This is a genomic window from Paenibacillus konkukensis, assembly GCF_023523925.1.
GTDB classification, from domain to species: Bacteria; Bacillota; Bacilli; order Paenibacillales; family NBRC-103111; genus Paenibacillus_S; species Paenibacillus_S doosanensis.
The window spans coordinates 228343-241856 of record NZ_CP027059.1 but is presented as its reverse complement, the minus strand read 5'-3'; the positions used below and the strand labels follow the sequence as shown (position 1 = coordinate 241856).

Sequence of the window (13514 nt, the reverse complement as noted above, 5' to 3'; positions counted from 1 at the left end):
ATAATAACTTACAATGTGGCTAAGGATATTCCATGTAAGTGAAAAGATGTAAGGATATTCTTGTAATGCCTCAAGCCCTTCGTGTGTCTAAGATGAGAACATGCAAAACAGTGAGAAAAACGAACAAAACATTCATTCTTTAAAGGAGGGGCTGGTTCAATGAATCAAAATATCATTTTGAACGAAATTTCGAAACTAAAGTCGAAGCAGTCGCAATGGGAACCTTTTACTTGGTACAAAGATATGAGGGAGAACAACCCTGTCTATTACGATGCTGAGCAGGATGTCTGGAATGTGTTTTTATATGAACATACCAAGCGAGTACTGTCTGATCACGAATTATTTTCCAACAAAAAACAGCGAAGCCTCATTCCCGTTCCCAGAGAGCATTTTGATAACCGAAGTAATATCAATCTTGTCGATCCACCGGAACATCGAAAACGCCGTGCTCTTCAATCCCAAGCGTTCACTCCCCGCAGCCTTAAAGAGTGGGAACCCCGAATCAAGGCTATTGTTGATGAATTGATTGCGGATTTGGAGGGCGAATCCACTGTGGATATTGTGGAGAAGCTGGCGATCCCTCTTCCGGTGACTGTCATCGCAGAACTGCTCGGTGTTCCTTTCAAAGATCGCGGGCTCATTAGCTCCTGGTCTGATATCATCTTTCTCCCCTATAATCAAGAAGCTTATGTCGATATCGACAAACAAAAAGGGCAGGCAATGAAGGAATTTCACGACTATTTGTTGCCCATCGTTCAAGAAAAACGGAAGCGGGCTGTAGATGACATTATCTCTGACTTGACTAAAGCTGAGCTTGATGGAGAACAATTAACGGATGAAGAAGTGGTCATGTCTGCGATCGGACTGCTCGGTGCGGGAAATGAAACGACGACAAAACTAATTTCCAATATATTCTATTGTATGCTGTTTGACAAGCCTGGCGTTTATCAGGAGTTGAGAACCGATGTATCATTAGTTCCCAACTTGATTGAAGAGGTGTTGCGCTTCCGCTTCACGGCTAGTATGGATCGCAGGGTAGCTCAAGATACCAGTGTCTTTGGGCCTAAGATGAAGGAAGGGCAAGTAGTCGTTGCATGGCTTGGCGCCGCCAACCGGGATGAATCCGAATTTGCCCATGCGGAAGAGCTTGATATCCATCGTCCGAATAGTCAACACCATCTCAGTTTTGGAAATGGTCCGCATTTCTGCTTGGGCGCCCCGTTAGCTCGTATGGAAGCGCGCATCGCTTTGACCGCATTTGTGAACCAGTTTGCCGATATTCAGCCGGTGAAGGGTTTCGATGTCACCGAACACTTGACCGACTCGGTGTTGGGCCAATCTCTTAAGAACTTACCTATATTGTTTGACCGTAATAGGTAATGCCATTCATTACCCATTAACGCATAGTGTAAAGAAGATCGCCGGTTCCCGCTCATCATGATCAAGAAAATGGCGATCTTTCGTATTATTTAGGTCAGCGGACCCCAATTAGCACCAAAGCAGAGACGCCAAATAATCTATAGGAACTTGAAAAGATGAGATCGGAAAGATTATCCGGGAGTTACGTGAGCACCAGGGCCGATGTAATCTACAGTCTAAGCCGTGATTATGACTTATTTGCAGCTGGAAAAATTGTTTACATTCACTAATGGGTTGTGTTACTTTTTAATATAAATAGTTGGATGCGCTTTCAAGCGATTCGAGCTGAGAACAAATGTTGTGCAGCATCCCGGCGCAGCGATCATGATGATTCTTTAATAAGGAGGCGCTCGCATGAAAGCTTACTTGCAATACGGGAGAGGGCAGCTTCAGGTGGAGGTGCCGGACACGGCGACGGTCATTGAACCGGTTCATCTGGGTCGGCTGCCCGATGAGAAGGAGGCGGTGCTGAACGCTCTGCGTCAGCCGATTGGAGCCGTCCGTCCTCTTCGCGACATGGTGAAACGGACCGATAAGGTCGTCATTGTTATCAGCGATATTACTCGCCCAACCCCGAATCACAAGCTGGTACCCTGGCTGCTGGAAGAGCTTGCTCATGTTCCGGCGGAGCAGTTCGTCATCATTAACGGCACGGGGACGCACCGCGATCAAACGCGCGAAGAGTTCGTGCGGATGCTCGGCGAAGATGTCGTGAGGCGTGTGCGCGTCATCAATCACCACTGTCACGAGAAGGCGGAGCTGGTTAATCTGGGACAATGCTCCTTCGGCTGCGACGTCTACCTGAATAAGGAATACGCAGAGGCCGACTTCCGCATCGTAACCGGGTTTATCGAACCGCATTTCTTCGCCGGGTTTTCCGGCGGTCCCAAAGGCATCATGCCCGGCATTGCGGGCATTGAAACGATTATGACGTTCCATAACGCCCGGATGATCGGAGATCCTTTGGCCACCTGGGGCAATATGACGGGGAACCCGCTGCAGCAAATGGCCGGCGAGGTGAACCGCATGTGTCCGGCGGATTTCATGCTGAACGTGACGCTGAATAAGGATAAGGAGATAACCGGCGTCTTTGCGGGAGAATTATTCGAGGCGCATGCGGCAGGCTGCGCTTTTGTCCAAAGACATGCCATGGCTCCCGTGCCGGCGCGTTTTGACGTCGTCATTACATCCAATTCCGGTTATCCTCTCGACCAGAATTTGTATCAGGCGGTCAAAGGAATTAGCGCCGCTCATAAGATCGTCAAGCAGGGAGGGGCGATTATTTGCGCCGCCGAATGCTCGGACGGCATTCCCAATCACGGGAACTATGCCGAGATTCTTCAGCTTCGGAAGACGCCGCGGGAAATTCTCCAGCTGATTAACGAAGGCGCTTTTCAGAAGTTCGATCAATGGCAGGTACAGAAGCAGGCGGTCGTGCAGGTGTGGGCCGACGTGCATGTGCTGTCATCTCTCCCGGATGAGGACATCCGGAAAGCGATGTTTACCCCGGTGCACGATATCGAGTCATTGTTGATCCGGCTCGGACAACGGTACGGCAGCGACATGAGCGTCGCCGTGCTGCCGCTGGGACCTTTGACGATTCCTTACGTGCAAGGGGAGTAGGAAAGTTCGTCATAAAGCTTGTGAAGCGATGAAGATATCTTTCCGAATGAAGAAATGGATGGACCGCTTCGCTTCAATGGCGTTGCAACCCAATATTTGCAACCATTTGCAACATTATTTGGCTTGGTTCCGTTATATAGACAATAAGAACTACGGGAATACCTCATCGAATAGTAAAAATATGTAAAATGCGCTTTGTTACTGTCACCGACACGAATACAAAGCTTCGGCTTTCCGCTTATTCTTGTTAATGGGATTAGCAATCCATAAGAAACAACCTAAGTTGAATTCTGCTAAAATGCAGTGTGTAATGTAATATCCCACAGCAATAAAGGAGAACTGAAAATGAGAAAACTCGTTCTATTTTTGCACGCATCGCTTGACGGTTTTGTAGAAGGGCCGAATGGTGAAATGGACATTGGCTGGGTTTCCTACGATGCGGATTTGGAGAAACATGCGAAAGAAATTTTGAGTACCGCCGATACAGTCATTTGGGGACGCGGGACTTATCAGATGATGCACAGTTACTGGCCATCTGTGCCCTCGAATCCATCAGCTTCGCAGCATGAATGGGATCATGCCGAGTGGATCGAAAAGACAGCCAAAGTCGTTTTTTCCACGACGCTGGAGAAAGTCGAATGGAATAATTCCAGACTCGTGAAAGAAGATGTCGAGGAAGAAATCAATAATCTCAAACAGCAGCCAGGCGAGGATATGGTCATCCTCGGCAGTCCTAGACTCGCACACCACCTTATGCAGCTTGATTTAATTGATGAGTATAAAATTACGGTTTCTCCCGTCCTGATCGGTAAGGGATTGCCGTTATTCCAAGGGCTCAAGGAGAGGGTCAATCTGAAGTTAATCGAAAACAAGACCTTTGATTCCGGAGCCATAGGTCTCGTTTACCAGACGGTAAGATGACCTTGTCGCTTATAGTGATTAGCTAACGGGAGATGATAGCTCAATTAACCGCCTTTTCACAAAGGCGGTTTTCTTATAGTCACAAATTACTGGACCCCGCAAAGACAAAGTTTCCTTATTAATAGCGGGGGCATTACTCAGGCGGGAAAATCCTTAAAGGATTGAGCAGTAACCTTTAGTGTAGGAGGGGGCTATGAACCATGAATCTATTTAATGAAGAAATCGGAAACTGGCAAGACTGGAGCCATGTCTCTCAGTCATTATTCGCTTTTACTGCTCTTGTTAATTTCATATTCCAAAAAGAAAATTTGCCGCCCGCAAAACTCGAAAACCTGCCGCCGGCAACGAATGCTGTTTTCAAATCTGGCGACTTTGTTATAAAAATATTCGTTCCGCGCGAAGGAGGAATGGACCAGACAGCGGAAATACAGACAGAACAGTTTTCCATGCAGCGAGCAAATCGGCTCGGAATTCGCTCCCCTAAACTAATAGCACATGGTTTTGTGGAGGATAAATACCGTTTTGCTTACATGATAATGGAATATGTTCATGGGATCGGATTCGGCGAAGCCGTGAAAAGCATGACACACATTGAAAAATCTGAAGCAGCAAAGCAGCTTCGCAAAATCACGGATATAATGAACACCCCTTGCCCACGGTTCAATGACATTGATGCCATCGCCGATGAAGATCGTGCTGAGAGATGGGATATTTATCCAGATGACTTTAGATCGGATAGACTTACTTACATCACTTCTCGCGATTACGGCGAGAAAGTATATGTTCACGGCGATCTAAACAGCAACAACATTATCATTACCGATGAAGGCAAGCTCTGTATGATTGACTTTGCAGATGCCGTGCTTGCGCCGAAGGTTTACGAGGATGCGTACATTGCGGCCGAATTGTTCCAATTCGATTCTGCGCTGCTGCGCGGTTATTTCGGTGATTATTCCAAAGAAGAGCTTGTCGGAATCATCACGGATGGCCTGCTTATCCACGATTTCGGCGGAGATGTTGTCAGCAAGCACCTTGGTAAGCCAGAAGAGTTTCACTGCATTGATGATCTGCGAAAACGTATATATGAAAAGCTGACAAACGAACCGTCGGATCAGTGAACATTCGGGCAGCAATCGGACAGTATGAGAGACAAGAGAAGCAGCAACATCATGCAAAAGTGCCGGCTCATTCCGAGACCGGCACTCTTTGTTCGTAGCTACCGGCTGGAAGCAAGCAGCTGCGTCAGTACATGCGCCAGATGACTCACCGCTTGCAGCGTTTGCCTGTAAAACGTCGTCCGGCTCATATGGAACGCTTCGGCCAGCTGATTTTTGTTCAGAGCCTTGTGGAGAAAACTCTCCCGCAATATTCGCTGCTCAAGCTGCGTCAGCGGGAGCGGCGGGTTTTCGGCAGTTAGAACCGCCTGAACGCACGCCCGAACGGCTGCTCCCGGTATGTGCAGCTGCCGGATAACGTGTAATTGCTCGAGCTCCTCGACTTGAAACAACTGCTGCAAAATTTGTTTCGCCTCACTCGCATCGATCTTTATTTCCATCCCGCGTCCGAATCGGGGACCCTCTTCTCCGTGTCCCCCGATCGTCCCGGCTGGTCCCGTTTGCCGAATAATGAGCTGCACCCATTCGTCGAAGGTAATATGCCGGAAATCCAGTTCCCATCGGGTCATTTCGTTTGCCGCCGAATCGGCCTGCCGGAGCAAGTTCTCATTCTTGGCTTGAAATCCAAGTATCGGCAGCAAAGCGCTCATCTGCGGATCGGCCGTGACGATGATTCCCCGCCAGCCGCCGGTCATATGGATCAGCCATTGCTGCATGAGCAGGGCGCCCAGCTCTTCGGGACTATATAAGGATTGGTCCACGTCAACTGCAGCCAGAAGCACGCACAGGGTGTCTGCCGCTTCCGGAGAAACATCGCGATAGACAGGGCCTTCTTCTCCGAGTAACGGAAAGAACGAGGGGGCGTACCGCTCCAGCAGAGGGGCGGACAGCGCGTGCAGCCGGAGGCCTGCGCAGAAACCGAGCGGTGTGCCGCTGTCGCTGCGCACAATACAGATTCCTTCGGGACTATGCCTAGCGATCTCGTCAAGAACGGCGTGGCATTCCGCCGACCGGACCAGTTCGGACTGCCAGTCGGCGCGTGCAAGCGAATCGGCCAAAAACCGGTGCAGATAAGGCAAATCCTCCGGCCGATACGGCATAGGCTCTCCCGCCTGAAGAGTCGAAGAAAAGTCGACATAAGCATGGGCGGAAGGCAGAAATTCGCGTTACAGTTCAAGCACATGGGCGGCAATGCGCATTTGCGTTCGCCGGTCCGCAGTATGAAACCGATCGGCCATCAGCCGAAACGCCCGATGGCGCAGCGCCCCGAACTGCTGCGGATCGCGGCGGCTGTAATCGTCTCTTAACAGGCGGGACACCACATGATGCAAGGACAAGCCTTGGGATGTTGACCGGATGAACGATAATTTGGCGAGATCGTAGTAGTCGGACGCCTCAAGAGGCTTGTCCAGCAATGCGTTCAGCGTGAACTGATCCGCCGCCGGCAGCAGCGACAGAACCGTCAAAGCCCGGTGCATGGCCGGTGAAGCGGCTTCCCGCAGCCAGTCGGCGCTCAGTATGGCCGGAATGTCATTCCACCGGCTTGTTCCCTCTCCCTCATGGGAGCGAAGCAAGTCGACGGTCAGCGCGAGGAGCAGAGGATGCCCGTCCGTTTTTTGAGCGATTTCCATTTGCGCTTTCGCCTCCAGACCGCTTCCGCGCAAGTAATCCAGCACCTGCTCCCGGTTGAACAGCTGCAATGCGAAGGTTTCGATCCGGCTGCTGCCGCCCCAATCCGGGTTTGTCTGCCATTTTACGGGAAGACCGCTTCTCGAGGCGACAATGAGCAGCACGCCGGCCGATCGGAGCCGGGACAGGAAGCTTGACAGCAGCCAGCCTTCCAGACGATCGAGACGTTCTCCGTTATCCAGTATCAATACGGTTCGCTGCCGCGATAGCTCGGTAACGATATAAGGCAGAAGAGGCGCCCCCGCCGCTCTGAATTTGCCGTATTCGCTCTCCAGTCCCATCTCGAGGCTCGACAGGAATGCGCTCGATGTGGCCAGCTCGCCTTGCCCGTCCAGCCATAGAGTGAGCGCGGATGCCCGCCTCGCCCGATGAGCCATCTCCATAAGCAGCGTCGTCTTGCCGATCCCCCGATCCCCGAAACCGAAAACAGCTGCGCCTCGGCCAAAGGATCGGCGAGCCACTGTTCCAAGCGGTCCAATTCCCGGCCGAAGCCGATCACAGGGCGGCGGGACGCGGAGTTTTCTATTGCTGATAAGGATTCCATCCTATACACTTCTTTCCTCATGAAAAATTGAAACAAAAATGAAACACAACCATTTCGCTTCTTATTTTACACTAGAACAAGCGTTCAAATAAACGATTTCATTAATAAAAGGAGATTTGTACTGCATGAAACGGTTATCTACTTTCTTAGCCATGCTGCTTGCGATCTCGGTTTTTATCGGCCCAATGGCTCTTTTTGCACCGATCGCGCGGGCCGATGCCAATTCCGTCCCGCCTGAAGCTTCCGGATGGGTGGGGGTTTCCACCGCGGAACAGCTGGCTTATATCGATCAAAATCAAGCCTCGTATCTCGACCGCAACATCCGCCTGACGAATCATATCGATATGACCGGATTCGACTGGATTCCATTCGGGGGCAACGAGAACCTGGCTTTCAGCGGAACGTTCGACGGCAGGGGATACAGCATTTCCGGACTTACGATTCATGATGACGCACGGCAAAATGTAGGCTTCTTTGGTCAAATATCGGGGAGCGTTAGAGATTTGGGCATCTCGGTCCAAGCGGAGGGCGGCAGCTCCACGGGCGGCCTGGCCGGCATCCTGAACGGGGGAAATATTCTCCGTTCGTATACGCAGGGCACTGTTATCGGCGGAAATACCGGCTCTATCGGCGGTGTGAGTGTGGCCGGAGGGCTGGTAGGAACGGCGCTTAATTCGACCATAGAACGCTCCCGCTCGTCCGCATCCGTGAAAAGCGGCGCCGCCTCCAATCAATATGCAGGCGGTCTTGTCGGATCGCAAGGCGCGGGTAAGATCAGCAGCGCTTACGCGGCCGGAACGGTTACCAATTCATCCTTCTCCGGCTCTTTTTTCAATGCCGGCAGTTTGGCGGGACACATCATTTACGGAACGATCGAAAAAAGTTATGCGACCGGGGCCGTTACATCGGGCGGAGGATCGGATTATCTTCTGATGGGCGGTTTTGTGGGAGCTTTCACAGAATCTGCCTCTATCGACGATTCGTTCTTCGATCAACAGAGTACCGGACAAACCGCAGGTATAGGAGGTGGTTTCATCAACGGATCGCCGGATCTCACAGGACGGGCAACGGCTGACATGCGGCAGCAAACGAATTACGGCGGATGGGATTTCGTCAATACCTGGAGCATGAACCCGCTTATAAATGGAGGCTACCCTTATCTGTCTCCCGTCATCCTGACGACCGAGCTGCCGAGGGCGAGGAAGGATGCTCCTTACTCATTGCAGCTCGAAGCTTTCAAGGATACGCCGGCCGAATTGGGCTGGAGCGCTTCCTGGCTTCCGGCGGGTATGCGGCTGAGCGGCTCCGGTGTGCTGGAAGGCGTGCCTTCCCAGGCAGGTTTGTTCCCTATAACCGTTACGGCAATCGACGCAGGATTGAAAACCGCCGTTTCGCTTCTAATTTTGAGCGTTGACGAATTGGCGCCGGATCTTGCCGGGCTCGGCGTTGCACCGGGCAGCACGCTCGGTTCGACGAAAGCGACGGCTGTTCCCCTCGGAGCAGATTCTACCTTCGCTTATACCCTCGGTGAAGCAGCGGGCGCACGCCCTATAGTCGGAGCCGCGGTTCCGGACGGTGCGATACCATACTCGCTCGGAGAGGATATCCCCGCCGTAAGCGCAGGACAGGTTCTAGAAATCTACGAGCTCGATGAGGCTCATAAGATTCGGGCATGGAGCAGCATTCGCTTAGAAGCGGGTCATATTCAAGATAAAGTGCGTGTGACGGGCATCAGCCTGGATTCTACGGAGCTGACCCTTACGGCGGGCCAGCCGCCGCAGAAGCTGACGGCTGCGGTACAACCCGCGAATGCGAGCAACCAAGCGGTGAGCTGGAGCTCGAGCAATGCGTCGGTCGCTGCGGTGAACCGAGACGGCGAAGTGACGCCGGTCGCCGAAGGAACGGCGGTAATCACGGTTACGACCGCCGACGGTTCGTATACAGCAAGCGCGACGGTTACGGTGCAGCCGGCTCCTCCGACCACCGGAACCGTGACGGGGACGGTATATGGCATCGGCAATGCTCCGTTGTCCGGTGCGACGGTGAAAATAAACGAAATCCGCAGCATCACCGGCAGTCAAGGGGAATTTACGCTGGCGGATGTAGCGGAGGGAAGCCATACCTTGACGGTAGAGGCTGCGGGATATAACGCCTATACGACATCGGTGACCGTTGTCGCCGGAAAGACCGTCGATGCAGGGCGAATCGAGCTGACTCTCGCTCCGGTTCCGGTAACGGGCGTCAGCCTGGATAAGGAGGAGCTGACCCTTACGGCGGGCCAGTCGCCGCAGAAGCTGACGGCTGCGGTTCAACCCGCGAATGCGAGCAACCAAGCGGTGAGCTGGAGCTCGAGCAATGCGTCGGTCGCTGCGGTGAACCTAGACGGAGAAGTGACGCCGGTCGCCGAAGGAACGGCGGTAATCACGGTTACGACCGCCGACGGTTCGTACACGGCGAGCGCGACGGTTACGGTGCAGCCGGTTCCTCCGACCACCGGAACCGTGACGGGAACGGTATATGGAACTGGAAATGCCCCGTTGTCGGATGCAGAGGTAAGGATAGACGGAATCCGAGGAGCAACTGATGCTCTAGGTCAGTTTACGCTGGCGGATGTGGCAGAGGGAAGCCATACCTTGACGGTAGAGGCTGCGGGATATAACGCCTATACGACATCGGTGACCGTTGTCGCCGGAAAGACCGTCGATGCAGGGCGAATCGAGTTGACTCTCGCTCCGGTTGCGGTAACGGGCGTCAGCCTGGATTCTACGGAGCTGAACCTTACGGCGGGCCAACCGCCGCAGAAGCTGACGGCGACCGTCCAGCCTGCGAACGCGAGCAACCAATCGCTGAGCTGGAGCTCGAGCGATTCGTCGGTCGCTGCGGTGAACCGAGACGGTGAAGTGACGCCGGTCGCCGAAGGAACGGCGGTAATCACGGTCACAACCGCTGATGGTTCGTATACGGCGAGCGCGACGGTTACGGTACAGCCGGTTCCTCCGACCACCGGAACCGTGACGGGGACGGTGTATGGCGCAGGGAACGTTCCATTGCCCGGTGCAAAAGTATCGATAGATGAAATAAGTGGCATAACCGATACTAACGGCCAATTTACACTGGCGGGCGTGACGGCCGGAAGCCATACATTAACCGTCATAGCCTCTGGATACCAAACGTTTACGACAATCGTAAACGTCATCGCCGGAAATGCCATCGCCGCAGACCGCATCGATCTGAAGGCCGTCGAATCTTCGGGCTCCTCTGGCGGCTCGGACTCTTCAGATAGCTCGGATTCCTCGGACAGTTCCGATTCTTCGCAAGGCTCGGGTCCGATTCAGGTATCAAATCCGAACATGGAGATTACGGTGAACATGAACGGTCAAGACGTTCGGGTCATCGCGGTAAAAGAACAGGCAAGCGACGGCCGGTCGGTGATTCGGTTCGGACTGAGCGCGGAAGTTTTGAAGCCGCTGTTTGCCCCAGAAGGGACAGCCGTCATCAAGATAGATAACGCCGATCCGATCGTGAAGGTCGACCTTCACGCAGGAACGATGCAGGAAGTGCTCCGTACGCAGCCGGAAGCTGTAATACGCATCCAAGTGAACGGCGCCAGCTACAGTCTGCCGCTGCGTATCTGGGCCAGCGTGCCGAATAATGCGACTGTCACGGTAGCTATCGCCAAATCATCCGACGCGGCACGGAGCAAGCTGGATGCCGACTTGACCCGGCAAGGCTACACAATGCTCGCGCAGCCGATGGACTTTTCGCTTTCCATCAACGGCAGCGAAATGACGGATAACGACGGCATTTACACGGAACGGTCGATCGCGTTGGATGCCGCGGCAATTCCGGACCAATCCACCGTCGTTTGGGTGGGCGCGGATGGACGGCCGTATTTTGTTCCTTCCGTATTCGGAACGGGGGATCATCGCGCGGAAGCGACGTTCTTCGCACCGCATAACAGCTTGTACACCGCGATTCGCTCGGATCGAACGTTCGAGGATGTAAAGGGACACTGGGCCCAAGGCGATATTGAGCTGCTGGCGAGCAAGCTAGTCCTTCAAGGCGTGAACACAAATTCGTTTGACCCGGAACGCAGAGTGACTCGAGCCGAGTTTGCGGCGATGCTCGTACGCGCGCTTGGATTGGCCGAAAAACCCGGCAAAGCGCTGTATAAAGATGTGCGGCCGGAAGCGGCCTGGTATGCCGGAGCGGTCGCGGCGGCTTCGGAAGCGGGACTCATTGAGGGCTATGAAGACGGAACATTTCAACCGGATGCACTCATCACCCGCGAACAGCTTGCGGTGATGCTGGCCCGTGCGATCCGATATGCCGGGGAGCTTCCGCCTGCGGATGTTGCGGCGCTGGAACGATTTTCCGACAAGGCCGGCTTGGCCGGCTGGGCTGAGCAAGCGACAGCGCAGTTGCTGACTGCGAACATCATCGAAGGCACCACCGAAACGACGTTCAATCCGCAAGATCCTGCCACGCGCGCCCAAAGCGCCGTTCTGCTGAAACGATTGCTGCAATATTTGAAATTTATCGATTAACGTGAGAACCCCCCAAGCTGCGTGCCGTTCACCGGTACAAACTTGGGGGATTTCTTATTCCATCAACTAAATCGTTCCCGTGCTTAAGTTTCCGCCGCTGAAAGGAATATGCTTATTTTCCCAGAATTATAATGATGATGTTAATTTGGTTCGGGATGCGATGTTCCGGTGATTGGATGCAAGCTAAAAGCGGTTGAACACTGCCCGGAAGAAATGGGTTAGATGTCGTGTATGAAGCTTGTACGGGTTCGCATCTTAAAAAAAGTTTCGTACCCCATGCACCCTGACATAATGTTGTCAGGGTGCATGGTTTAATATAATCCTTGACATTCCGGGCTTTCTTCTGGAGATTCCGCTAACGCTAAACTATAATGATGGTTATAAAAGATGGGAGATGTTCACATGAATGCAGCCAAAAAAGCGCAAATCCAAAAGTCGGTGACCGATAAAGAACCCGGTAAAGTACTCAGTAACCGCGAGTTAAATCGCGCACTGCTGGCAAGGCAAATGCTGCTTAGCCGTGTGAAGCTCCCCGTCTTGGAGGCCATTGAGAAGCTGGCTGGGATGCAGGCACAATCCCCGAACGCCCCTTATTTCGGCTTATGGTCGCGGATAGAAGCTTTTCGGCATGAAGAACTGTCGGAGCTTTTGCGGGATAGGCAGGTTGTGCGCATGGCGCTGATGCGTTCGACTCTGCATCTGGTTTCTGCCCGTGACGCTTTGCGGCTGCGCCCATTGCTGCAGCCCGTCATGAACCGCAGCCTGAACGGAGCCTTCGGCAAGCAGCTTAAGGGAATAGACCAAGAAACGCTTGCTTCAGATGGAAGGAAACTGGTTGAAACGGAGCCCCTGACGTTCAGTGAATTGGGTATGCGGCTTTGTGAACATTGGTCCGGTCTCGATCCGGAAGCTGCAGCGGGAGCGGTTCGGAATAGGGTGCCGTTAGTGCAAATACCGCCGCGGGGCATATGGGGGGAAAGCGGCCAGGCTATACATACGTCAATTGAAGCATGGCTTGGCCAGCCTCTATGCTCATCGCCGGAGCCGGAGTGGATCATTCGGAGTTACTTGGCTGCGTTCGGACCGGCTACAGTTATGGATATTCAGGTTTGGTCGGGACTTACACGCATTCAAGAAGATATAAGATCTCTTCGTCCCCATCTAATCACATTCCGCAACGAACGAGGCGAGGAGCTGTTCGATCTACCGGATGCCCCTCGGCCTGATGCAGATACGCTGTCTGTTCCGCGGTTCCTCGGCGAGTTCGATAATATGCTGCTGTCCTATGCGGACCGCAGCAGAATCATGGATGAGACGTACCGCAAACATGTGTTCACGTCGAACGGAATCATCCGTGCAACCATTCTCATCGACGGATTCGTCGCCGGAACCTGGAAGCTGATAAGCGGACGTAAGCGGGCTGTTCTGCATATCGAACCATTTCATGAGCTTCCCAAACAAGAGCTAGATGCTCTATCTGAGGAGGGGGCTCGTATGCTTCATTTCGCAGTTTCGAATGCGGCGATCTCCGAAATTATTTTTCATTAAACAGTTAGTGTATCGAAGGCAAACACTGCTAAATCGATTCCGTGCTCAAGCTTCCGTTAAAAGGAATATCCTTATTTTTCGAGAACTATAATAAATATGCTAATTGGG

The 13514-nt window shown here is 52.9% G+C and carries 8 protein-coding genes; 6 read left to right on the top strand and 2 right to left on the bottom strand.

Annotated features, from left to right (window positions below; genetic code table 11):
- The first annotated feature begins 159 nt into the window (after positions 1 to 159).
- The 4 genes from SK3146_RS01055 (at position 160) to SK3146_RS01040 (ending at position 5081) form a co-directional block, all read left to right on the top strand.
- Positions 160 to 1380, top strand: coding sequence for a cytochrome P450 (locus SK3146_RS01055; RefSeq protein WP_249863317.1), 1221 nt, complete (start codon positions 160 to 162; stop codon positions 1378 to 1380).
- A 393-nt stretch (positions 1381 to 1773) separates the two neighbouring features.
- On the top strand, positions 1774 to 3042 hold the full coding sequence (gene larA / locus SK3146_RS01050; protein ID WP_249863316.1) for a nickel-dependent lactate racemase: 1269 nt from the start codon (positions 1774 to 1776) through the stop codon (positions 3040 to 3042).
- A gap of 345 nt (positions 3043 to 3387) precedes the next feature.
- Positions 3388 to 3963: a dihydrofolate reductase family protein gene (locus tag SK3146_RS01045; protein ID WP_249863315.1), complete on the top strand. Its 576-nt coding sequence runs from the start codon at positions 3388 to 3390 to the stop codon at positions 3961 to 3963.
- Positions 3964 to 4163: 200 nt separating this feature from the next.
- Entirely contained in the window at positions 4164 to 5081 is a 918-nt protein-coding gene (locus SK3146_RS01040; protein ID WP_249863314.1) for an aminoglycoside phosphotransferase family protein, read from the top strand.
- Between the two features lie 98 nt (positions 5082 to 5179).
- Here the strand turns inward: SK3146_RS01040 and SK3146_RS01035 are convergent, their stop codons facing one another.
- Positions 5180 to 6178 (bottom strand): hypothetical protein, encoded by a 999-nt coding sequence (locus SK3146_RS01035; RefSeq protein WP_249863313.1) that lies wholly within the window; start codon positions 6176 to 6178, stop codon positions 5180 to 5182.
- A 66-nt stretch (positions 6179 to 6244) separates the two neighbouring features.
- The gene (locus SK3146_RS01030) at positions 6245 to 7228 is read right to left on the bottom strand and encodes an ATP-binding protein (protein WP_249863312.1); all 984 of its coding nucleotides are present in this window, start codon (positions 7226 to 7228) and stop codon (positions 6245 to 6247) included.
- Between the two features lie 208 nt (positions 7229 to 7436).
- On the opposite strand from SK3146_RS01030, the gene SK3146_RS01025 reads away from it, so the two are divergent.
- Both SK3146_RS01025 and SK3146_RS01020 read left to right on the top strand, forming a co-directional pair.
- On the top strand, positions 7437 to 11858 hold the full coding sequence (locus tag SK3146_RS01025) for an Ig-like domain-containing protein (RefSeq protein WP_249863311.1): 4422 nt from the start codon (positions 7437 to 7439) through the stop codon (positions 11856 to 11858).
- A gap of 402 nt (positions 11859 to 12260) precedes the next feature.
- Positions 12261 to 13406, top strand: a complete 1146-nt coding sequence (locus SK3146_RS01020) for a winged helix DNA-binding domain-containing protein (RefSeq protein WP_249863310.1) — start codon at positions 12261 to 12263, stop codon at positions 13404 to 13406.
- Positions 13407 to 13514: the final 108 nt, after the last annotated feature.